Source organism: Streptomyces nigrescens, assembly GCF_027626975.1.
GTDB lineage: Bacteria > Actinomycetota > Actinomycetes > Streptomycetales > Streptomycetaceae > Streptomyces > Streptomyces nigrescens.
On sequence record NZ_CP114203.1, the window covers coordinates 7,500,427 to 7,521,543 of the forward strand.

Below are 21,117 nucleotides of genomic sequence, written 5' to 3' on the forward strand. Positions count from 1 at the left end.
GCCTGCGGGTCCGCCGCTTTTCCGGACCCGGCCACGTCCGTGCGGACGGACCGGGACCCCTCCGCACCGAACAACAGAAGCGAGCCGCCGCCCATGGGCACCCCCGAGCTGATCTCCCCGCGTTCCCCGCGTGTCACCGCCGCCCGGCGGCTGGCCCGCCGCGCCTTCCGTGGCAAGGAGCGCCGGTTCATCGCCGAGGGCCCGCAGGCCGTACGGGAGGCCATCGCGCACCGCACGGGCGGTGTGCCCACGCTCATCGAGCTGTTCGCCACCGTCGAGGCCGCCGAGCGGCACACCGAGATCGTCGAGGCGGCCCGCGCGGCCGGGGTGCGGGTCCACTACGCCGACGACAGGACCGTCGCCGACATCTCCCAGACCGTCACCCCGCAGGGACTGCTCGGCGTCTGCGGGTTCCTCGACTCGCCGTTCGAGGAAATCCTCGCCACCCGCCCGCAGTTGATCGCGGTGCTCGCCAACGTCCGTGACCCCGGCAACGCCGGCACGGTGCTGCGCTGCGCGGACGCCGCGGGCGCGGACGCCGTGGTGCTGACCGACGCCTCCGTGGACCTGTACAACCCCAAGTCCGTACGTGCCTCGGTCGGTTCGCTCTTCCACCTCCCGGTCGCGGTGGGCGTCCCGGTCGAGCGGGTGGTGAGCGGACTGCAGTCCGCCGGTGTACGGATCCTCGCCGCCGACGGCGCGGGCGACCGCGACCTGGACGCCGAGCTGGACACCGGCTCCATGGGCGGGCCCACCGCCTGGGTCTTCGGCAACGAGGCCTGGGGCCTGCCGGAGGAGACCCGGGCGCTGGCGGACGCCGTGGTGCGGGTCCCGATCCACGGCAGGGCGGAGAGCCTCAACCTCGCGACGGCCGCGGCGGTCTGCCTCTACGCCTCCGCCCGCGCCCAGCGCAGCCCGGGTGGCTGCCGCGCGGTGTCACCCGCCTGAGGGGTGTCCCTCCGATCTTCGGGGCACTTCCGGTGTGAGCTAGTAGGCTTGCGTGCTCGGGGGCCCGGAAGGGGGTAACGGGGATGAGTGTGAGGACTTCCGGCATCACAGTCACCGCTGACGGCCGCCGGTCCGACGGACCGGCGCGCGGGCCGTTGCCCGCTCAGGCCGGGGAACCGGACGCCCTGGGGAGCGGTCTCGGCCTGGACCCCGACGATCTCCCCGACGGCCTGGTCGTCGCCGATGAGACCGGCCGGGTGATCTGCTTCAACGCCGCCGCGGCCAAGATCACCCACATCGCTCCCGAGGACGCGCTCGGCCGCCCCCTCGAACACGCCCTGCCGCTGCAGGACATCGAGGGCCGCCGCTGGTGGCGGCTCACCGACCCCTACGGCGGGCTCGCGATCCGCCGCGGCCAGCCCGAGCGCAATCTGCTGCTCGGCGGCCGCGAGGTGCTGGTCTCCGCCCGCTATGTCCGCACCCGGCCGACGGGTCCCGTCCGGCGGCTGGTGATCGCGCTGCGCGGCACCGAGGCCCGGCGCCGTACGGAGCTCAGCCACGCCGAGCTGATCGCCACCGTCGCCCATGAACTGCGCTCGCCGCTGACCTCGGTCAAGGGCTTCACCGCCACCCTCCTCCAGAAGTGGGAACGCTTCACCGACGACCAGAAGCGGCTGATGCTGGAGACGGTGGACGCCGACGCCAACCGCGTCACCCGGCTGATCGCCGAGCTGCTGGACATCTCCCGGATCGATTCGGGGCGGCTGGAGGTGCGCCGCCAGCGCGTCGACATGAGCGCCGCGGTCCGCCGGCACGTCCAGGCGCAGACCACCGCCGGCCAGCGCCCGGACCGCTTCCTGATCCGGATGCTGGAACCGCTGCCCGATCTGTGGGCGGATCCGGACAAGGTCGACCAGGTCCTGGGCAACCTGCTGGAAAATGCGGTGCGTCACGGCGAGGGAACCGTCACCATCGAGGTCGGACCGGTATCGGACGCGACCAGCACGGAGGGGACGAGCGTCACCGTGAGCGACGAGGGCCCCGGCATCCCGGAGGAATCGATGAGCCGCGTCTTCACCCGCTTCTGGCGGGGCAGCAAGCGCGGCGGCACCGGCCTGGGCCTCTACATCGTCAAGGGCATCGTCGAGGCCCACGGCGGGACGATCACGGTCGGCCGGGCGCCGGCCGGCGGCGCACAGTTCCGATTTAGCCTGCCCGTCGCGACGCCGGCCTTCATGGCCTGAAGCGGAAGCGGCGGGCGCCCCGCGGGGGCGCGGACCGGCCGCGCGGCCCGTCCCCCTTAGACTTGACCTTTGGCACCTTTGGCGCACAGGCATCGCGGGCACACGCGGGCTCGGCATCCCACGTTCGTGATCGACGTTCGTCATCGACGTTTGTGATCGAACAGCCGAGGCGACGCGAGCCAAGCCAAGCCAGTCCACCGGAAGCACGGGAAGAGATGTCCGCACCCAATAAGTCGTACGACCCTGTCGAGGTCGAAGCCCTGAAACCGGAAGAGATCGCCGCACGGCTGGACGAGGCGCTGGCCGCCATCGCCGCCGCGGCCGATCTTGAGGAGCTGCGTGAGGTGAAGGTCGCGCACACCGGCGACCGCTCGCCGCTCGCGCTCGCCAACCGTGAGATCGGCGCCCTGCCCCCGCACGCCAAGGCGGACGCCGGCAAGCGCGTCGGCCAGGCCCGTGGCCGGGTGAACCAGGCGCTCAAGGTCCGCCAGGAGGAGCTGGAGGCGGAGCGCGACGCCCGCGTGCTGGTCGAGGAGGCAGTGGACGTCACGCTGCCCTACGACCGCACCCCGGCCGGCGCCCGGCACCCGCTCACCACCTTCATGGAGCGGGTCGCGGACGTCTTCGTGGCCATGGGCTACGAGGTCGCCGAGGGCCCCGAGGTCGAGGCGGAGTGGTTCAACTTCGACGCCCTCAACTTCGTGCCCGACCACCCGGCGCGCCAGATGCAGGACACCTTCTTCGTCCAGGGCAACGGGACCGAGGGCGATGAGTCCGGCGTCGTGCTGCGCACCCACACCTCGCCGGTCCAGGCCCGTACGCTCGTCGACCGCGAGCCGCCGGTCTACGTCGTCTGCCCGGGGCGGGTCTACCGCACCGACGAGCTGGACGCCACGCACTCCCCGGTCTTCCACCAGATCGAGCTGCTCGCCGTCGACGAGGGCCTGACCATGGCCGACCTCAAGGGCACGCTCGACCACATGGTCCGGGCGCTGTTCGGCCCCGACATGAAGACCCGGCTGCGGCCGAACTACTTCCCGTTCACCGAGCCGTCCGCCGAGATGGACATGGTCTGCTACGTCTGCCGTGGCGAGTCCGTGGGCAACCCCGACCGCCCCTGCCGCACCTGCTCCAGCGAGGGCTGGATCGAGCTCGGCGGCTGCGGAATGGTCAACCCCAAGGTGCTCATCGCCTGCGGCGTCGACCCCGAGAAGTACAGCGGCTTCGCCTTCGGGTTCGGCATCGACCGGATGCTGATGTTCCGGCACAACGTGGAAGACATGCGTGACATGTTCGAAGGCGACGTCCGGTTCACCCGGCCGTTCGGGATGGAGATCTGATGCGGGTCCCGCTTTCTTGGCTGCGGGAGTACGTCGACCTGCCGGCGACGGAGACCGGCCGTGACGTACAGGCCAAGCTCATTGCCGTCGGCCTGGAGGTCGAGACCGTCGAGCGCCTCGGCGAGGGCCTCAAGGGCCCGCTCGTCGTCGGCCAGGTGCTGACCATCGAGGAGCTGGAGGGCTTCAAGAAGCCGATCCGCTTCTGCACGGTGGACGTCGGCCAGGCCAACGGCACGGGCGAGCCGCAGGAAATCGTCTGTGGCGCGCGGAACTTCTCCGTCGGCGACAAGGTCGTGGTCGTCCTCCCCGGCGCCGTGCTGCCCGGCGACTTCAAGATCGCCGCGCGCAAGACGTACGGCAAGAAGTCGCACGGCATGATCTGCTCCGGCGACGAGCTGGGCATGGGCGACGACGGTACGCACGGCATCATCGTGCTGCCGCCCGAGTACGAGGTCGGCACCGACGCGATCGAGCTGCTGGAGCTCGTCGACGAGGTGCTGGACATCGCCGTCACCCCGGACCGCGGCTACTGCCTGTCGATGCGCGGTGTCGCCCGTGAGACCGCCACCGCCTACGGGCTGCCGCTGCGTGACCCGGCGCTGCTGGACGTGCCGCCGCCGAACTCCGCCGGCTACCCGGTCCAGGTCTCCGACCCGCTCGGCTGCGACCGCTTCACCGCCCGTACGGTCACCGGTCTGGAGCCCGGCGCGCGCACCCCGCTCTGGATGCAGCGCCGCCTCCAGAAGGCCGGGATGCGTCCGGTCTCGCTGGCCGTCGACATCACCAACTACGTGATGCTGGAGCTCGGCCAGCCGCTGCACGCCTACGACCGCACCAGCGTGGACGGCCCGATCGGCGTCCGCCGGGCGAGCGCGGGCGAGCAGCTGACCACCCTGGACGGCACCAAGCGGGTGCTGGACGCCGAGGACCTGGTCATCACCGACAACCGCGGTCCGATCGGCCTCGCGGGTGTCATGGGCGGCGCCAACACCGAGATCGCGGCCCCGGTCGCGGAGGACGGGACCGGTCAGCCGCAGGGCACCACCGATGTCGTGATCGAGGCCGCGCACTTCGACGCGCTCTCCATCGCCCGTACGGCCCGCCGGCACAAGCTGTCCTCGGAGGCCGCCAAGCGCTTCGAGCGCGGGGTGGACCCGGAGGCCGCGTCCGCCGCGGCGCAGCGCACCGTCGACCTGCTGGTGCTGCTCGCGGGCGGTACCGCCGAGGACGGCGTCACCGAGGTCGTCACGCCCCGCGGGCCGCGCACGATCACCCTCTCCGCAGGCCACCCGGACAAGGTCGCCGGTGTCGAGTACGGCCGGAAGACCGTCGTCCGCCGCCTCCAGCAGGTCGGCTGTGACGTCTACGGGCAGGACGAGCTGGTCGTGACCGTGCCGTCCTGGCGGCCGGACCTCAGCGAGCCGAACGACCTTGCCGAAGAGGTCATCCGGCTGGAGGGCTACGAGAACCTGCCCTCCACCCTCCCGAAGCCGCCGGCCGGCCGGGGGCTGACCGAGCGTCAGCGGCTGTACCGCCGGGTCGGCCGTGCGCTGGCCGGTGCGGGCTATGTCGAGGCGCTGAACTACCCGTTCACCGGCTCGCACGTGCTCGACCAGCTCGGGATCGAGGCGGACGACCCGCGCCGTGCGGCCGTCACCCTCGTCAACCCGCTCTCCGACGAGGAGCCCGACCTCCGTACGACGCTGATCCCGGGTCTGCTGCACGCGCTGCGCCGCAACTACGGGCGGGGCACCCACGACCTGGCGCTCTTCGAGACCGGACCGGTCTTCCGGGCGACCGGCGACGAGAAGCCGGCCAGCCGGCTGGTCGTCGACCGCCGGCCGACCGACGACGAGATCGCCTCGCTGGACGCCTCGCTCCCGCAGCAGCCGCGGCGTGCCGCCGTGGTGCTCGCCGGCGGCCGTGAGCAGGACGGCTGGTGGGGCGCCGCCCGCCCGGGGATCTGGGCGGACGCCATCGAGGCGGGCCGTACCGTCGCACGGGAGGCGGGGGTGGAGCTGATCGTCCGCCAGGACCAGCACGCCCCGTTCCACCCGGGCCGCTGTGCGGCGCTGCTCGCCCTCGTCGACGGCGAGGAGATCCTCGTCGGCAACGCCGGTGAACTGCACCCGCGGGTCATCAAGACGCTGGCCCTGCCGGAGCGCACCTGCGCGATGGAGATCGACCTGGACCGGCTGGAGCAGGCCGGCACCGGACCGCTGCGCGCCCCGAAGATCTCGGCCTTCCCGGTCGCGACCCAGGATGTCGCTCTCGTGGTCGACGCCGGTGTCCCGGCGGCGGAGGTCGAGGGTGCGCTGCGCGGCGGTGCGGGTGAACTGCTGGAGTCGCTGCGGCTGTTCGACGTCTTCACCGGCGAGCAGATCGGCGCGGGCAAGAAGTCGCTGGCGTATGCGCTGCGCTTCCGCGCCGCCGACCGGACGCTGACCGCCGAGGAGGCCTCGGCGGCCCGCGACGCGGCGGTCGCGGCGGCCGTGGAGCGGACGGGGGCGGTGCTGCGCGGCTGAGCGTGGGCGTTGCCTGCGACCGCGCGACGGCGTGCTTGACGGGGTGAGGGCGTGGACGGTGTACACCGTCCACGCCCTCACCCCTTTCGGTGTGCGGCGGGCGGGTTCTGTGGGGCCGGTGGGGCGGGGCGGGTGTCCCTGGGGCGGCCGCGGTTTCCAGGGAGACGATCAGATCCGTACACCATCACTCCATCGGGTGATGATGTACGTATCGTCGTCGGATGGACACGGAACGTCGCGAGAATCGACCGGGTCGGCAGGGCCCGTGTGACCGCGCCAGTGGGCCGGGCCGACCCGCTCACTACCTGGGGGACCACCGGCTAGGGGGGCCATCGGCATGATCCGAAACCGGGCGAGGGGTGGAGCGCGCGCAGGGGCGGCAAGCGCCCGGCGGGCCTTCGTCTTCGTCCTGCCCGGGCTCTGGGTGCTCGGCGTGGTGGCCTGGGAGCTGAGCCACCCGACCAGCGGCCAATTGCTGCAACTCCTCGCCGCCGCGCCCGCCATCGCCTGCGCGGGCACCGGCCGCCGCCAGTGCGTGCTGCTCGGCGGGCTGTGCGCGCTGCTCGCGCTGGTGCCGTTCGGCGAGGCGGAGCCCGGGGCCGGGTGGGGCACCCGCCTGATGACCTGTGGCGCGGTCCTCGCGGTGATCGGCGCCAGCTATCTGACGGCCGGGCGGCGGCTGCGGCTCGTACGGGAGCTGGAGCGCACCCGGGAGGTCGCCGCCACCGCGCAGCGGGTGCTGCTGCGGCCGTTACCGCGGCGGATCGACGGGGTGCTGCTGGCGGCCGACCATCTCTCCGCGAGCGAGGGGGCCGTGGTCGGCGGGGACCTGTACGAGGTCGTGGGGACCCGGCACGGGGTCCGGGCGGTGATCGGGGATGTGCGCGGGCACGGGCTGGACGCCATGGGCACGGTCGCGGCGATGCTCGGCAGCTTCCGCGAAGTGGTGCACGACGAGCCCGAACTGGGGGAGGTGCTGCGCCGGTTGGAGCGGTCGCACCAGCGGCATCTGCGGGAGCGGGCGCACACCGGGCGGTCGGCGGCCGGCGGGGAGCCGGGGAGCCCGCTCGCCGAGGAGTTCGTGACGCTGCTGCTTCTGGAGGTGGCCCGGGACGGGTCCGTCACGGCGCTCAACTGCGGGCATCCGTGGCCCTATCGGATCGCCTGCCGGGCGGTCGCGCCGGTCGCCCCGGCCGATCCGATGCCGCCGCTGGGGCTGTTCCCGTTGCCGCGGGAGCTGCCCGCGGTGCGCTGTGGGCGGCTGCGGCCCGGCGAGGGGCTGTTTCTGCACACCGACGGGGCGTCCGATGCGCGGGACGCGGCGGGGGAGTTCTTTCCGCTGGCCCAGGAGCTGCGCAGCAGTGTCGAGGCGGCCGCGGCCCCGTGCGGACCCTCGCCGGCGGGGGTGGTCGGGAGCGTACGGAAGGCGCTGCTGCGGCATGCGGGCGGTCGGCTGACGGACGATGTGGCGCTGCTGATGCTGAGCAACGACCGGGTGCGGGTGCCGGTGCGGGCGGCCGGCACCGCCCCGCCTACCGTGCGCCTTCCGTGACCTCTCGGCCGGTCGGCGACGGGAAGGTGACGCCGGTCAGCTCTTCGGAGGCCTGCCACAGGCGCCGGGCGCTCTCCGGGTCGCTGGCCGCGGCCGTCCTGCCGACCAGCGTCGGTGCGCCGCGCATCTCGCCGAGCCCGTCCGGGCCGAGGTAGGAGGCGCCCGGCAGGTCCTGGGTGGCGGCGTAGAGCGTGGGGAGCGCGCCGGCCTTGTTGTCCTGTGCGACCAGCCGGTTGCCCACCCGCATCACCGCGCGCCGCAGAGCGCTGGCGTCGGCGCCCTGGAGGTTGGTGGCGGCCCAGCCCGGGTGTGCGGCGAGGGCGCGCACCGGCGATCCCGCGGCGGCGAGACGGCGTTGCAGCTCCAGGGTGAACAGCAGGTTGGCCAGCTTGGACTGGCTGTAGGCGGTGACGGGGCGGTAGGCGCCGGTCAGGTTCAGGTCGTCGAAGTGGATGTGGTTGCCGGGCAGCCGGTGGGCGCCGGACGACACGGTCACCACACGGTCGGTGAGGCGCGGCAGCAGCAGGTTGGTCAGCGCGAAGTGGCCGAGGTGGTTGGTGCCGAACTGCGTCTCGAAGCCGTCCTTCGTCCGGGACTCCGGGATGTTCATGACTCCGGCGTTGTTGATCAGTAGATCGACCGGGTCCTGCCAGGCGGCGGCGAACGCGCGGACGGAGGCGAGGTCGGCCAGGTCGAGGCGGCGGACTTCGACGGTGCCGCGGGCGCCCCGCACGGTGGCGGCGGCGGACTCGCCGCGCTTGAGGTCCCGTACGGCGAGGACGACATGGGCGCCCGCTCGTGCGAGGGCGTCGACGGTGGCGATGCCCAGTCCGCTGTTGGCGCCGGTCACGATGGCGGTGCGGCCGGTCTGGTCGGGAATGTCGGTGGTGTTCCACTTCGGGGTCTGCGTCATGGCTTCAATGTAGGCAACGCCAACATTGATGTCAATGTCAACAATGTAGCCAGTGAATACATGGGGGATAGGATGGCGGCCATGCATCGTCGTTACCACCACGGAGACCTGCGCGCCGCGCTGCTCACCCGCGCCGAGCAGACGCTCCGCGAGAAGGGGCCGGGTGCCCTGTCCCTGCGGGAGCTGGCCCGCGACCTCGGGGTCAGCCATGCCGCCCCGAGCCGGCACTTCAAGGACAAGCAGGCGCTGCTCGACGCGCTGGCGCTGGCCGGTTTCGACCGTCTGCACGAGACCCTGGCCGCATCCCGGGAGGCGGGCGAGACCTTCCCCGACCGGCTCGGCGGACTCGTCCGCGCCTATGTGGACTTCGCCGTCGCCAACGCCGAGCTGCTCGACCTGATGTACACGGTCAAGCACGATCCGGCGGCGTCCGAGGCGCTGATCGCGGCCGCGCACCGGCTGGGAGCGATGGCGGAGGAGATGGTCGCGGAGGGGCAGCGCGACGGTGAGGTGCGGGAGGGCCCCGTCGACAGCATCGCCCTGCCGGTGTTCACCACCTTGCACGGCTTCGCCAGCTTCGCGATGAGCAGTGTGCTCTCCGCGGAGCAGGTCGCGGCCGGCCTCGACGCGGTGATCGCGTACATGCTGCGGGGCTGTGCTCCGTGAGGAGGCGCCGCGCCCCTTCACACCCCGTGTGAAGGGGCGTTCACTACGCTCGACTGACGGAGTGCTCATGTCGACAAGGCCATGAGCCGGCGGTCCGTGGACGGGCCCGGCTCACCGGGAGGCCGGTATGGAGCCCAACACCCTGCTGGACGCGATGCTCGACGAGTCCGGTATCTCGCATGCGGGACTCGCCGCGCGGATCAACCAGCTCGGCCGCCGCCGCGGTCTGGCGCTGCGCTACGAACACACCGCGGTGGCCCGGTGGTTGAAGGGCCAGCGGCCGCGGGGGCAGGTGCCCGATCTGATCTGCGAGATCATGGGGGAGCGGCTGCACCGGCCGGTCGGGCTCGATGACATCGGGTTCAGCGGTCCGGGGTCGCGGCGGGCCGCCGACACCCCGCTCTCCGGCTTCGTCGAGCGGGCCACCGCGCTGTGGCGGTCCGATGAGCAGCAGCGCCCGCACATCCTCGACGCACCGGCGCTCACCGGCACCTCGGCGGTCATCCCCGTATGGGAGTGGGAGAACCCGCCCGAGGACTCCGATGTCTCGCGTGACGGGCTGACCCGGGTCGGCATGGCCGACATCGAGATGCTGCGCACCGCGCGGACGCACTACGAGACGATGTACCGGAAGGCGGGTGGTATCGCTACCAGAGCACGCATCGTGGGATTCCTCAACGCCGAGGCGGCGCCGCTGCTGCGGGGCAGCTACAGCGATGCGACGGGGCGTCAGCTCCACCGGGCGACCGGCGGACTGGTCGCGGTCGCCGGCATCTGTGCGTACGACTCGGACGCTCTCGGGCTGGCCCAGCGCTACTTCCATCAGGCGCTCCGGCTGGCCAAGGCCAGCGGGGACCGCGGCCTCGGCGCGTATGTGATCGCGCTGCTGGTCAACCAGTCCCTCTTCGTACGGGAATACCGCCAGGCGGTCGCCTTCGCGGAGGCGGCGCTGCGGGCCGCGGGTCCGCAGATCACCCCGGCGCTCTCCGCGGACCTCTACGCGATGCAGGCCAAGTCCTACGCCCGGCTCGGTGACGGCGCCGCCGCGCTGTCGTGCATCCGGCGCGCGGAGGCGGCCGCGGAACGTATCCGACCCGGTCTCGAACCGGCCGAGACGGGCTATGTCCAGCCCGGCCTGGTGAACGTACAGGTGGCGGAGGCGCTGCTCAGCCTGGGTGACTTACGGGCCGCCCGGGAGCAGGCGGACGCCGCCGTCGACACCCCCGCACACGACCGCGGCCGGGTCCACCGGCTGGCCATGCTCACCCATATCGAGCTGCGTCAAGGCGATGCGGACCGGGCGGTGGCCAATGCCGCGCAGATGACGGAGCAGGCTCGCGGAATGGAGTCGCAACGGCTGCGGGACCGGCTGCGGGCGGTGCGCGAACATCTGGCGGAGACCGGGAGCTCCGCGACGGACGAGGCTGCCGATCTCATCGACGAGGTGCTGCGCGTTCCGTTGTAGGGCGTACGACACGCCCCTGACCGGGCTCGTGTCACCTTGCCGGCCCTACAGCGGAAGGTGGCAGTTACGTGCGTTGGAACAATCTCGGCGAAAAGCCCGTCTACGCGAATCCCTGGTTCCGGGTCAATCTGGCCGATGTGGAACTGCCTGACGGCCGCCATCTGGATCACTATCTGATCCGGATGCGGCCCGTCGCCGTGGCCACGGTGGTCAATGAGGCCAATGAGGTGCTGCTGCTGTGGCGGCACCGGTTCATCACCGACACCTGGGGCTGGGAGCTGGCCGCCGGGGTCGTCGAGGACGGCGAGGACCCCGCGGCGGCGGCCGCCCGGGAGATGGAGGAGGAGACCGGGTGGCGGCCCGGGCCCCTCCAGCATCTCCTCACGGTGGAGCCGTCCAACGGCCTCACCGACGCACGGCACCACATCTACTGGTCCGAGGAGGGCGAGTACACCGGCCCGCCCCAGGACGGATTCGAGTCCGAGCGGCGGGAGTGGGTGGCGTTGAAGCTGGTGCCCGACATGGTGGCGCGAGGGGAGGTGCCGGCCGCCAATATGGCCGCCGCGTTGCTGATGCTGCATCACCTCCGGCTGGGCTGACCGGAACCGGCCGGTGACCGCGGCCGGCGGTCACCGGCCCAGGGCCTGCCACACCGCCACCACCAGCGCCGCGAGCCCCGTGAGCGCGGCGAGGGACGGCAGCGGCCAGCGGGTGCTCTCCAGCCGTGTGACGCGGGCCTGTAGTTCGTCCGCGTCCCGCTCGTACTGCTCGGAGCGCTGGGCGAGCAGCGCGAGTTGGCCGTCGACCCGGGCGGTGCGGACGTCGAGCAGACGCCTCAGCTCGGCTAAGTCGGCGGTTACCGGATCGGGTTCGGTGTGGGCGGTCACGGTCCGCTCCTCTTTCCTTCGGTCAGCTGCTTCGGTGTCGGTACGGGCCTCAGTCAACTGTGCTGCGGCGAAGGGCGGGAGCGTGTGCGGCGGGGAGATCCGGGTCTGCGCTTCACACCCCGTGTGAGGTGACACGGGGTGACGGGGCGGCGGCCCTTCGCACGGGGTGTGAACCGCGCACCCCGACAGGCGCGCTTCACACGCTCCCGTACGCGCCCGCGCGGGGGTTGACTCGAAGGTGCCACGGGGGCCGACGCCGGCGGACGGGCGCCCGCCGGCCCGGGGTCCGCCCGCCGGTTCCTTCCCCCCGAGCGGCGGGCGGACGGCCCGTGGGCCCGGCCCGGACGTACCGCCCCGGCTACTTGATGCCCTGGGCACGGGCATTGGCCAGCAGCGCCTTCAGCCCGTCGAGGTCGAAGCCGGTGAGGCGGCCCATAGCGGTGCCGGTCCGGTAGCCGCCGTGCGGCGAGCACATGACCGGGGTCTCGCCGGAGGGGTTGGCCACGCATTCGTGGTCGGCGGCCTTCCCGTCCTTGTCGAGGTCCAGGTTGGGGTGGTCGAGGCCGAGCGCGTGGAGCGGCTCGTGCACGAGCGTGTTCCGCAGTTTGTACGCGGGCATCGGCCAGGTGCCGTCCCAGTACTCGGAGTCGATGGCGACGATGCCGCCGGTGCCGACGCCCTTGGGTGGGTGGGGGCAGGGCATGCCCTGGCTGAATCCGGGGCGGCCGAGCGGCCGGTAGATCTCGGTGTACTGGACGTGCCCCACGGGCCCGCACTTCGCCGGGTTGACGGGTTCGACGCCCCCGATGGCGAGCTTCAGACCGGCGGCCCTGGCCTGGGACACCGCGGCGGTCAGGTAGGGCGTGTAGCGGGTCTTCATCGCGGACGTGGCGAACGTGATCGTGTACTGGCGGCCGGGGCTGAGGCTGGTGACGCCGAGCTGGGTGGTGAGCTTCCACCCGGTGCCCTTCGTGGCGAGCGTCGCCGCCTGCGTGGGCACGGCGGCGAGCGCGCACACCGCGAGCGCCGCGGCCACGGGCAGGGCCTTGTGCATGGGTCCTCCTTATGTAGTTGTGGGGGGAGTGTGATGGTCCTTTCACAAGTGAGACGCATGAGGCGGGAAAAGGGATACATCGTCAACTAGATCGTTTTCAGCGGGATTTGAGCGCAAGGAGGGATATGGCGGCACCGTCGGACGTGGACGTGGACGTGGACGCGGGTGCACAGCGCAACGCCCCGCACCGGACGGTGCGGGGCGTTGTGGGCGGAGGCGGGCAGCGTGTGCCGAAGCAGCCGGGCCCGCCTCCTGGGGAGGAGGCGGGCCCGGCTCATGCGCTCGCCGGGGCTCCCGGCGGCGCGTCAAAAACTGGATCGATGCGGGTCTCAGTACGCGTAGAACCCCGACCCCGACTTCCGGCCCAGTCGGCCCGCGTCGACCATGCGCGCGAGCAGCGGGGGAGCGGCGTACAGGGGTTCCTTGTACTCGTGGTACATCGACTCGGCGACCGAGGCCACGGTGTCCAGGCCGATCAGGTCGGTCAGCTTGAGCGGGCCCATCGGGTGGGCGCAGCCCAGCTCCATGCCGTTGTCGATGTCCTCGCGGCTGGCGATGCCCGACTCGAACATCCGGATCGCGGAGAGCAGGTACGGGATGAGCAGGGCGTTGACGACGAAGCCCGAGCGGTCCTGGGCGCGGATCGCATGCTTGCCCAGCACGTCCTGCACCAGCGCCTCGGAGCGCTTGATGGTCTCCTCGCCGGTGGTCAGGGCCGGGATCAGCTCGACGAGCTTCTGCACCGGCGCCGGGTTGAAGAAGTGGATCCCGATGACCTGGTCGGGACGGGAGGTGGCGACCGCCAGCTTCACCAGCGGGATCGACGAGGTGTTGGAGGCCAGGATGGCGTCCGGACGGGTGATCACCTGGTCGAGGACCTGGAAGATCTCGGTCTTGACCTGCTCGTTCTCCACCACGGCCTCGATGACGAGATCGCGGTCGGCGAACTCCCCGAGGTCGGTGGTGAAGCTGAGCCGGCCGAGCGTCGCGTCGCGCTCCGCGGCGGTGATCTTGCCGCGCTCGGCGGCCTTGCCGAGAGAGTTGGTCAAACGGGTGCGACCCAGCTCCAGAGCTTCGCCGGTGGTCTCGGCGACCATGACGTCCAGTCCGGCGCGGGCGCACACCTCGGCGATGCCTGCGCCCATCTGGCCGCAGCCGACCACTCCGACGCGTTCGATGTCGGTCACATCGTGCCTTTCGCTGATCTTCAGGACCGGCGGTACGCCGTAAGGGTCCGGCACCCGCCTCGACCCCGACGTTACTCCGCGCGGTGCTGGGTCACGGGTGCCGGGGCGGGCATTCTGAGCCCTCAGGACGGACGAACCGGACAACTTGGGGACTTTTGATGAGACGGATCACCCGCAGAACGTTTGCCACGGCCGCTGTGGGGGCGGCCTCCGCACTGCTCGCCACGGGCACGGGGTCCGCGAGCGGGGCGCCGCGGCGCGAGCTGCGCGGTATGTGGCTGGCCACCGTCGCCAACCTCGACTGGCCCACCAGCGCGAAGCTCCGCCCCGCCGAGCAACAGCGCGAACTGCGCGCCCTTTTCGACACGGCCGTCGCCCGCCGGCTCAATACGGTGTTCTTCCAGGTGCGGCCCACCGCGGACGCCCTGTGGCCGTCCCCGTACGAGCCCTGGGCGCAGTATCTGACCGGGCAGCAGGGCCGCGATCCCGGCTGGGACCCGCTCGGCTTCGCGGTCCGCGAGGCACACGGGCGGGGTCTCGAACTGCACGCCTGGTTCAATCCGTACCGGGTCGCCAACCACACCGACCCCGGCCGGCTGGCACCGGACCACCCTGCCCGCCGGCACCCCCGCTGGGTCCTTCCGTACGGCGGCAAGCTCTACTACAACCCCGGGCTGCCGGAGGTCCGGAGCTTCGTCCAGGACGCGATGCTCGACGCGGTGCGGCGCTACCCCGTCGACGGGGTGCACTTCGACGACTACTTCTATCCGTATCCGGTCGCCGGGCAGCGCTTCGACGACGACGCGGCGTTCGACGAGTACGGCAGCGGCTTCGCGAACCGGGCCGCCTGGCGGCGGGACAACATCGACCGGCTGGTGTACGAGATGGCCGGGAAGCTGCGGGACGGGAACGAGCGGGCGGGGCGCCAGGTGCGGTTCGGGGTCAGTCCGTTCGCGGTCTGGCGCAATCACGGCACCGATCCGCAGGGCTCCCGTACGCAGGCCGGGGTGCAGACCTACGACGATCTGTATGCCGACACCCGTCGCTGGGTGCGCGAGGGCTGGCTGGACTACATCGTGCCGCAGGTCTACTGGCCCCTTGGCTCCACGCCCGCCGACTACGCCGAACTCGTGCCCTGGTGGGCACGGACCGTCGACGGCACGGGAGTGGACCTCTACATCGGCGAGGCCCTCTACAAGGCGGGTGACGCCCAGCCCGCCGCCTGGAAGAACCCGGCCGAGCTCTCCCGCCACCTCACCTTCGCCCGCGGCTACCCGCAGGTGGGCGGCCATGTCTACTTCTCGGCGAAGGAGGTGGTCAGGGACCGGGCCGGTGCCATGGCGCGGGTCGTGCGCGACCACTACGGGAGTACGGCACGCCCGTAGGGGCGGTCCGCGCGGGCGGCACAGCCGTCCGCACGGCCGCGGTGGCGATCCGTGTACGGGGTCCGGCTACCGGCCGGAGTCCACGTCGGTGGTCTTGCCGTGCCGGACGACGGAGTCGGGGCCGGGCGACATGATCGCCTCATGCCCGTCCTCGGAGCGGACACGGTAGGGCGGGTCGCCGTTCGTGCCCAGTACCTCGATGATCTCGACAACCCGGTCGTGATGCCCGACGGTCCTGCCGTGCACCACCAGCCGGTCGCCCCTGCTTGCGTGCATGAGGGTCCTCCCCGCTTCGGGGCGGCCGTGCGACCGGTTCGGCCGACAGCGTGACGGCCAACGGTTGAACGGCCAACGGTTTCAACGGTTCACGGGCCGGGAGCGGCCCGGGCGGCGGTATCTGCCGTCGCGGCAAGTTTACGTCCGCAGGCGGCGGCTGCACCCGGTAAGTGCCGACTCGTCCCCTTCCGGCGACGCGGCCGTCACCCGCGGGACCGCTGGGTGACCGCGATGCACGCCAGGACCGCCAGCGATGCCGCCGGGGCGGCCGGCGGCAGTTGCTCGCCCAGCAGCAGCACGGACCAGACCAGGGTCAGCAGCGGCTGGGCGAGCTGCAGCTGGCTCGCCTTGTGGATGCCGATCGCGGCCATACCGCGGTACCAGGCGACCATCCCGAGGAACTGCGACCCGGTCGCCAGCCACAGCAGTCCGCCGATCGCATGCGCCGTGAGCCGCAGCGGCTCGGTGGACAGCGCTACCGCGGCGCCCGCCACCGTCACCGGCAGCGCCAGGACCAGCGCCCAGCCGATCACCTGCCAGCCCGGCATGTGGCGGGCGAGCCGGCCGCCCTCGGTGTATCCCGCCGCGCACACCAGCAGCGCCGCGAACAACAGCAGATCGCTGCGGCCCGGCGCCCCGCCGCTCTGCTGCACGGCGAAGCCGATGACGACGACGGCGCCGACCAGCGAGGCGATCCAGAAGGTCCGGGAGGGCCGGGCCCCGGTTCGTACGGCCGAGAAGGCGGCCGTGGTCAGCGGCAGCAGGCCGATCACGACGGCCGCGTGCGAGGTGGTGGAGGTCTGCAGGGCGAGGGTGGTCAGCAGCGGAAAGCCGAGGACGACACCGCCGGCGACCACCGCGATACCCGTCCAGTGGCGCCGCTCCGGCAGGCGCACCCGGAAGACGGTGAGCGCGCCGCCGGCCAGTACGGCGGCCAGCACGCTGCGCAGCATCACCACCGTCCAGGGGCCCATGCCCTCCAGCGCCCAGGCGGTCGCGGGGAAGGTCAGCGAGAAGGCGGCCACGCCGAGGGCGGCGAGCAGGGCACCGCGGCTGACGAGGGTGCCGCGGGCGGGGGTGGCGGCCGCCGTCGGGGTGTCCTGGCCGGCGGTGTCCGGGGTGCTGACCGCTATCGTGACGGTTGCAGTAGCGCTATCGTTGCTTCTCATGCAAGAGCGTAGCAGTGGTGCCGAACTGGCCGCGATCCTCCGTGCGGAGCTGAATCGCTACTCTCCCGGTGAGAAGCTGCCCTCCAGTCGTGCGCTGGTGGAGCGGCACCGGGTCAGCCCGGTGACCGTCTCCCGGGCGCTCGCCGAGCTGGCGGCGGAGGGCCTGGTCACCACCCGCCCGGGCGCCGGGGCCTTCCGGGCCGAGCCGCGCAGCGAGGCGCCCCGGCCGGTCGACACCTCCTGGCAGGAGATCGCGCTGAGCGCGGAGCCGGGCGGCGACCAGGTCCCGCGCAGCGTCGACGCCTCGGGCGTGGTGGCCACGCTCGGCGTCCCGGGCCCCGGCGTCATCGAGCTCAACGGCGGCTATCTGCACTCCGATCTGCAGCCCGAACGCGCCCTGGCCGCCGCACTGGCCCGCGCCGGGCGGCGGCCGGGTGTCTGGGGGCGGCCCCCGGTCGAAGGGGTCCCGGAGCTGCGGGCCTGGTTCGCGCGGGAGATCGCCGGGTCCGGCGGCCCGCTCGCCGCCAGCGATGTCCTGGTCACCGCGGGCGGCCAGAGCGCGCTGACCGCCGCGCTGCGGGCCCTCGCCGCGCCCGGCGCTCCGGTGCTGGTCGAGTCCCCGACCTACCCGGGCATGCTGGCCGTGGCCCGCGCCTCCGGGCTGCGGCCGGTGCCCGTACCGCTCGACGCGGACGGGGTCCGTACGGATCTGCTCGCCGACGCCTTCCGCGTCAGTGGCGCGCGGCTGTTCGTCTGCCAGCCGCTGTTCCAGAACCCGACCGGCGCCGTGCTCGCCGCCGAGCGGCGGCGCGAGGTGCTGCGGGTGGCCCGCGCGGCGGGCGCCTTCGTGATCGAGGACGACTTCGCGCGGCTGCTGGTCCACGGGGACGCCCCCACGCTTCCGCCGACCCTGATCGCCGACGACCGGGACGGCACGGTCGTCCATGTCCGCTCGCTGACCAAGGCCACCTCGGCCAATCTGCGGGTGGGCGCCCTGGCGGCCCGCGGACCGGTGCTCGACCGGCTGCGCGCCATCCAGGTCGTCGACAGCTTCTTCGTGCCCCGGCCGCTGCAGGAAGCCGCCCTGGAACTCGTCGGATCGCCCGCCTGGCCCCGCCATCTGCGGCTGATCGCCGGTGAGTTGACCGCCCGCCGGAACGCCCTGACCGCCGCGCTGCACCAGCAGCTGCCCGCGCTCGCCGGGCCGGAGCCGGGGACCGGGGCGGCGTACGGCCACGACGCTGCGCCCGGCGGCCTCTATGTCCCGCCGGGCGGCTACCACCTCTGGCTGCGGCTGCCGGACGGTACCGACGAGGGGGCCCTGACCGGTGCGGCGCTGCGGGCGGGCGTCGCCGTCGCGGCCGGCCGCCCGTACTTCCCCGCCGAGCCGCCGGCCGCCCATCTGCGGCTGAGCTTCGCGTCGGCGTCCGGCACCGGCGAGATCACGGAGGGCGTCCGCCGGCTCCGGACGGCGTGCGAGGAGCTGGGAGTGCCGGTGAGCTGACGGCGGGGGAAAGGCGGCCGGCCGCCGGGCCGCGGCTCTCGTATACCGGTTCGACGCCGGCCCCGCCCTTCTGCCAACCTCCCGGCATGAATGATCGCGCCCTCGACGGCTACGAGATCTCCACCGACCCGGTCCGCCTGGACACCGACCTGGTCCACTACTGGCTCGCCACCGACGCCTACTGGGCCGTGGACCGCCCCCGGGAGCTGCATGACCGCGCCGTCGCGGGCTCGCTCAACTTCGGCCTGTACGCCTCCGGTTCCGGCCGCCAGGCCGGGTACGCCCGGGTGGTCACCGACCACGCCACCTTCGCCTGGCTCTGCGACGTCTACATCTGCCGGGACGACCGCGGCAAGGGCCTGGGCACGGCCCTGGTCGAGGCCATCGCCGACCATCTGACGCCCTGCGGGCTGAGCCGGCTGACGCTCGCCACCAAGGACGCCCACGGTGTGTACGAGAAGATCGGCTTCCGCGCCCTGGTGGCCCCGGAGCAGTGGATGACCCTCGGGCTGATCGACCCGGGTCCTGTCGAAATGTGATCAACGGGGGCCGCGCGGGCGGCGCTGCTCTTACCATCGGCGGATGAGCGTTCGACTCAAGCTGCTCGCCGCGGCCCGTAACTCCTCGCTGCTGGAGACACGGTTCGACGACGACCGCCCCCTCGACGCCGCCGGATGGCACGAGGCGGAGCGGGCGGCCCCCGTCCTGTGCCGGCTCGCCGCCGCCGAACTCCGCTACTGCTCGCCGTCCGCCCGCTGCCGGCAGACCGGCGAGGCCCTCGGTCTGCGCCCGCTCGCCCAGCCGGCCCTGCGCGACTGCGACATGGGGCGCTGGCGCGGCCGCACGCTGGGTGAGGTGACCGCCGCCGAACCCCGCGCGGTGGAAGCCTGGCTGGCCGATCCGCGCTCCGCACCGCACGGCGGGGAGTCGCTGCTGGAGTTCATCACCCGGATCGGCGGCTGGCTGGACACCCGGCCGGCCGACGACGCCGCCGGGCTGCTCGCGGTCGCCGAACCCGCCGTCGTCCGCGCCGCCCTGGTCTATGTGTTCCAGGCGCCGCCGCATGCCTACTGGCGCATCGATGTCCAGCCGCTCTCGGTGATCACCCTCACCGGCCGGTCCGGCAAGTGGGACCTCCTGCTGGAGGCGTGAGGCGGCGCCCGGTCACGCGGCGCCGCCCGACCGGGCGCGCCCCGGCCGCCACCGGGCCGCCCGGGGGCACCACCCGGAAAGCCCAGCCGTCCGGTTCCGCCGTCCGGGGCGTACGCACCCGTGTGACCTGCGGAAAGGCGTAGAAGGCGGGTGTCTTCCGGGGCAGTTGGACCCGGGCGGCGCACCCCATCGAGGTGCGTACCGCCGGGCCGGGCGCTTCTCTCGGTTTATGCACATACGCCACATTCCTCTGTACGCCCTGGCGGCCGGCGCGCTGGCGGTGTCCGTCATGCTCTTCGGTGACGGCGACGGTGCCGACGCCGCCACCGAGGCCGTCTCCGGGACGGTGAGCGAAGCCGTCTCCGAGGCCGCCCCCGCCGTGGACACCTCGCACGCGGTGGTCGTCGAGCCCGACCCGGTGGCACCGGGCGGCACCTTCTCCGTCCACGACGGCGGCACCTGCCCGGGCGACACCGCGGAGGCCACCTTCGACGGTGACATCCCCGCGATGCAGCTGAGCCCCCGGAGCGACCGGATGGGCGGCAGCGCGATCATGCCGGAGGGCACCGCGCCCGGCTCGTACCGGGTCACCATCACCTGCGGCAGCACGTCAGGTGCCCGGCAGAGCGCCACGGACACGGACCGGACCGGCGACGAGGAACAGGGCGAGGCATACGGCGCGGAGCGCGGTGACGCCGACGGCGGAGGGCGCGGGACGGAACACGGCGCCGGCCGCAGGACCGTCACCGGCACCATGGTCGTCTCCGGTGACGCCGGTGAGGTCGTTCCGCAGGGCGGCGCGGACACCGGCCTCGGCGGCGCGGCCGGCTCCGGCCGGGCGGCCACGGCGCTCAGCGGAGTGGTGCTGCTGGCCGCGGCCGGCTGGGGCGCCCTGGCCCGCCGCCGGCGCACCCGCGGCGACCGGAGCTGACGGCGGTGAGCGCACCTCCGCCACGGCGCGCCCTCGTCCTCGGTCTCCTCGCGGCCCTCGCCGTGGCGGGCGTGCTCGCGCTCGCCGCCGCCCGGCTCCGCGACCGCGACGCCACCAGCGAGGTCGACGGCGGCACCCACACCGTGCTGCGCACCGAGATCGCCAGAACCATCAGCGGCCAGCTCACCCTCCCCTTCCGCAACGGGCCCGACGCCGTGCACTGCTCCGGTGACCTGCGCCCGGTACGGAACGACGAGGTGAGCTGTACGGCACACTTCCCCATCGGCCTGGACCGCCATCTGACCGTCGAGGTCACCCGCGTCCGCCACAACCTGGTCACCTACCGGCGCCACTCCCTGCCCCGCTGACCGGCGCCGGCCGGCCTGGGCGCGCCCTACGGCTTGAGGTCCAGGGCGGCCAGCCCCGACCCGTCCATCAGGAACGGCACCGAGTCGTGCGTATGCGTGATCTTCCACGCGCCGTCGGTCTTGCGGAGGCCGACGGTGGAGCGGCTCCACAGCTCCACCTCGAAGCCGCCGGTCTTCGTGCCGTGCATCCGGTTGATGCTGTGGCCGAACGCGACATCGCCGCCGACCGTGATCTCGACCTGGGTGAGCGTCACCTCGATCGGCCCGTCCCAGGTCGCGTACCAGGCCTCGACGGCCTGCTGATCCAGTGCCTCGGGCCCCTTGTGCTGCAGCGGGGGAGCGAGACTGAAGTCCACGAGGTCCGGCGCACAGGACGCCAGGAACCGCCGGGCGTCCCGCTCCTTCGTCGCCTCCGCCCGGTCCGCCAGCAGCTCCCGGATCTGTGCCTCGTCCGTCGGGCGCGCGATGTCGGTGGTCATGAGGGATCCTCCCGTCGGACGGCGCCCGCGGCGCCGGAATCTCTGTCCGACGGGTAGACCCCGGCGGGTACG

At 72.8% G+C, this 21,117-nt stretch carries 21 protein-coding genes; 14 read left to right on the top strand and 7 right to left on the bottom strand.

The features are described 5' to 3' along the window. Positions 1-93: 93 nt before the first annotated feature. From STRNI_RS33210 to STRNI_RS33230, 5 genes are all read left to right on the top strand, one after another. On the top strand, positions 94-948 hold the full coding sequence (locus STRNI_RS33210; RefSeq protein ID WP_274740432.1) for a TrmH family RNA methyltransferase: 855 nt from the start codon (positions 94-96) through the stop codon (positions 946-948). 83 nt (positions 949-1,031) lie between these two features. Next, positions 1,032-2,192: a sensor histidine kinase gene (locus STRNI_RS33215; protein WP_174876466.1), complete on the top strand. Its 1,161-nt coding sequence runs from the start codon at positions 1,032-1,034 to the stop codon at positions 2,190-2,192. A 215-nt stretch (positions 2,193-2,407) separates the two neighbouring features. After that, positions 2,408-3,532 carry a phenylalanine--tRNA ligase subunit alpha gene (pheS, locus tag STRNI_RS33220; RefSeq protein ID WP_093647777.1) on the top strand — a complete coding sequence of 375 codons (1,125 nt, stop codon included), beginning with the start codon at positions 2,408-2,410 and terminating at the stop codon, positions 3,530-3,532. Further along, positions 3,532-6,057, top strand: coding sequence for a phenylalanine--tRNA ligase subunit beta (pheT, locus tag STRNI_RS33225; protein WP_266448188.1), 2,526 nt, complete (start codon positions 3,532-3,534; stop codon positions 6,055-6,057). Before pheS ends, pheT begins: the two co-directional genes overlap by 1 nt. A 337-nt stretch (positions 6,058-6,394) precedes the next feature. Further along, positions 6,395-7,609: a PP2C family protein-serine/threonine phosphatase gene (locus STRNI_RS33230; RefSeq protein ID WP_109888612.1), complete on the top strand. Its 1,215-nt coding sequence runs from the start codon at positions 6,395-6,397 to the stop codon at positions 7,607-7,609. Here STRNI_RS33230 and STRNI_RS33235 read toward each other — a convergent pair. Beyond that, positions 7,590-8,522 carry an oxidoreductase gene (locus tag STRNI_RS33235; protein ID WP_109888610.1) on the bottom strand — a complete coding sequence of 311 codons (933 nt, stop codon included), beginning with the start codon at positions 8,520-8,522 and terminating at the stop codon, positions 7,590-7,592. The genes STRNI_RS33230 and STRNI_RS33235 overlap by 20 nt on opposite strands. A 72-nt stretch (positions 8,523-8,594) precedes the next feature. Between STRNI_RS33235 and STRNI_RS33240 the strand changes: the two genes are divergently transcribed. The 3 genes from STRNI_RS33240 (at position 8,595) to STRNI_RS33250 (ending at position 11,252) form a co-directional block, all read left to right on the top strand. Next, positions 8,595-9,188, top strand: coding sequence for a TetR/AcrR family transcriptional regulator (locus STRNI_RS33240; protein ID WP_274734674.1), 594 nt, complete (start codon positions 8,595-8,597; stop codon positions 9,186-9,188). 127 nt (positions 9,189-9,315) lie between these two features. Beyond that, entirely contained in the window at positions 9,316-10,653 is a 1,338-nt protein-coding gene (locus STRNI_RS33245) for an NsdA family TPR-like regulatory protein (protein ID WP_018087724.1), read from the top strand. A 68-nt stretch (positions 10,654-10,721) separates the two neighbouring features. Next, on the top strand, positions 10,722-11,252 hold the full coding sequence (locus tag STRNI_RS33250) for an NUDIX domain-containing protein (protein ID WP_018087723.1): 531 nt from the start codon (positions 10,722-10,724) through the stop codon (positions 11,250-11,252). A gap of 30 nt (positions 11,253-11,282) precedes the next feature. Here the strand turns inward: STRNI_RS33250 and STRNI_RS33255 are convergent, their stop codons facing one another. From STRNI_RS33255 to STRNI_RS33265, 3 genes are all read right to left on the bottom strand, one after another. Beyond that, a complete protein-coding gene (locus STRNI_RS33255; RefSeq protein ID WP_018087722.1) occupies positions 11,283-11,540 on the bottom strand; it encodes a hypothetical protein in 258 nt (85 codons plus the stop codon). A gap of 358 nt (positions 11,541-11,898) precedes the next feature. Then, entirely contained in the window at positions 11,899-12,594 is a 696-nt protein-coding gene (locus STRNI_RS33260; RefSeq protein WP_266448177.1) for a zinc metalloprotease, read from the bottom strand. Between the two features lie 329 nt (positions 12,595-12,923). Beyond that, entirely contained in the window at positions 12,924-13,781 is an 858-nt protein-coding gene (locus STRNI_RS33265; protein WP_026169294.1) for a 3-hydroxybutyryl-CoA dehydrogenase, read from the bottom strand. A gap of 158 nt (positions 13,782-13,939) precedes the next feature. On the opposite strand from STRNI_RS33265, the gene STRNI_RS33270 reads away from it, so the two are divergent. Continuing rightward, positions 13,940-15,166, top strand: coding sequence for a glycoside hydrolase family 10-like protein (locus STRNI_RS33270; protein ID WP_277412553.1), 1,227 nt, complete (start codon positions 13,940-13,942; stop codon positions 15,164-15,166). Positions 15,167-15,232: 66 nt separating this feature from the next. Here the strand turns inward: STRNI_RS33270 and STRNI_RS33275 are convergent, their stop codons facing one another. Continuing rightward, entirely contained in the window at positions 15,233-15,442 is a 210-nt protein-coding gene (locus STRNI_RS33275; protein WP_018087718.1) for a DUF1918 domain-containing protein, read from the bottom strand. Between the two features lie 203 nt (positions 15,443-15,645). Then, positions 15,646-16,611, bottom strand: coding sequence for a DMT family transporter (locus tag STRNI_RS33280; protein ID WP_274734540.1), 966 nt, complete (start codon positions 16,609-16,611; stop codon positions 15,646-15,648). Here STRNI_RS33280 and STRNI_RS33285 point away from each other — a divergent pair. From STRNI_RS33285 to STRNI_RS33305, 5 genes are all read left to right on the top strand, one after another. Then, positions 16,610-18,115 (top strand): aminotransferase-like domain-containing protein, encoded by a 1,506-nt coding sequence (locus STRNI_RS33285; protein WP_159489818.1) that lies wholly within the window; start codon positions 16,610-16,612, stop codon positions 18,113-18,115. The genes STRNI_RS33280 and STRNI_RS33285 overlap by 2 nt on opposite strands. An 86-nt stretch (positions 18,116-18,201) precedes the next feature. Further along, positions 18,202-18,654 carry a GNAT family N-acetyltransferase gene (locus tag STRNI_RS33290; protein WP_093647747.1) on the top strand — a complete coding sequence of 151 codons (453 nt, stop codon included), beginning with the start codon at positions 18,202-18,204 and terminating at the stop codon, positions 18,652-18,654. Between the two features lie 43 nt (positions 18,655-18,697). Beyond that, positions 18,698-19,267: a histidine phosphatase family protein gene (locus STRNI_RS33295; protein WP_148588279.1), complete on the top strand. Its 570-nt coding sequence runs from the start codon at positions 18,698-18,700 to the stop codon at positions 19,265-19,267. Between the two features lie 229 nt (positions 19,268-19,496). After that, on the top strand, positions 19,497-20,198 hold the full coding sequence (locus STRNI_RS33300; protein WP_109888599.1) for a hypothetical protein: 702 nt from the start codon (positions 19,497-19,499) through the stop codon (positions 20,196-20,198). Between the two features lie 5 nt (positions 20,199-20,203). After that, positions 20,204-20,566, top strand: coding sequence for a DUF4333 domain-containing protein (locus STRNI_RS33305; protein ID WP_266448167.1), 363 nt, complete (start codon positions 20,204-20,206; stop codon positions 20,564-20,566). 26 nt (positions 20,567-20,592) lie between these two features. Here STRNI_RS33305 and STRNI_RS33310 read toward each other — a convergent pair whose 3' ends face one another. Then, positions 20,593-21,045 carry a YybH family protein gene (locus STRNI_RS33310; RefSeq protein ID WP_274734535.1) on the bottom strand — a complete coding sequence of 151 codons (453 nt, stop codon included), beginning with the start codon at positions 21,043-21,045 and terminating at the stop codon, positions 20,593-20,595. Positions 21,046-21,117 lie beyond the last annotated feature (72 nt).

Coding starts and splice junctions, on each gene's coding strand:
- STRNI_RS33245 (WP_018087724.1), top strand. CDS start 9,316: ATGGAGCCCAACACCCTGCTGGACGCGATGCTCGACGAGTCCGGTATC.
- pheS (WP_093647777.1), top strand. CDS start 2,408: ATGTCCGCACCCAATAAGTCGTACGACCCTGTCGAGGTCGAAGCCCTG.
- STRNI_RS33300 (WP_109888599.1), top strand. CDS start 19,497: ATGCACATACGCCACATTCCTCTGTACGCCCTGGCGGCCGGCGCGCTG.
- STRNI_RS33290 (WP_093647747.1), top strand. CDS start 18,202: ATGAATGATCGCGCCCTCGACGGCTACGAGATCTCCACCGACCCGGTC.
- pheT (WP_266448188.1), top strand. CDS start 3,532: ATGCGGGTCCCGCTTTCTTGGCTGCGGGAGTACGTCGACCTGCCGGCG.
- STRNI_RS33275 (WP_018087718.1), bottom strand. CDS start 15,442: ATGCACGCAAGCAGGGGCGACCGGCTGGTGGTGCACGGCAGGACCGTC.
- STRNI_RS33295 (WP_148588279.1), top strand. CDS start 18,698: ATGAGCGTTCGACTCAAGCTGCTCGCCGCGGCCCGTAACTCCTCGCTG.
- STRNI_RS33285 (WP_159489818.1), top strand. CDS start 16,610: ATGCAAGAGCGTAGCAGTGGTGCCGAACTGGCCGCGATCCTCCGTGCG.
- STRNI_RS33210 (WP_274740432.1), top strand. CDS start 94: ATGGGCACCCCCGAGCTGATCTCCCCGCGTTCCCCGCGTGTCACCGCC.
- STRNI_RS33280 (WP_274734540.1), bottom strand. CDS start 16,611: ATGAGAAGCAACGATAGCGCTACTGCAACCGTCACGATAGCGGTCAGC.
- STRNI_RS33240 (WP_274734674.1), top strand. CDS start 8,595: ATGGCGGCCATGCATCGTCGTTACCACCACGGAGACCTGCGCGCCGCG.
- STRNI_RS33215 (WP_174876466.1), top strand. CDS start 1,032: ATGAGTGTGAGGACTTCCGGCATCACAGTCACCGCTGACGGCCGCCGG.
- STRNI_RS33310 (WP_274734535.1), bottom strand. CDS start 21,045: ATGACCACCGACATCGCGCGCCCGACGGACGAGGCACAGATCCGGGAG.
- STRNI_RS33270 (WP_277412553.1), top strand. CDS start 13,940: ATGAGACGGATCACCCGCAGAACGTTTGCCACGGCCGCTGTGGGGGCG.
- STRNI_RS33260 (WP_266448177.1), bottom strand. CDS start 12,594: ATGCACAAGGCCCTGCCCGTGGCCGCGGCGCTCGCGGTGTGCGCGCTC.
- STRNI_RS33235 (WP_109888610.1), bottom strand. CDS start 8,522: ATGACGCAGACCCCGAAGTGGAACACCACCGACATTCCCGACCAGACC.
- STRNI_RS33230 (WP_109888612.1), top strand. CDS start 6,395: ATGATCCGAAACCGGGCGAGGGGTGGAGCGCGCGCAGGGGCGGCAAGC.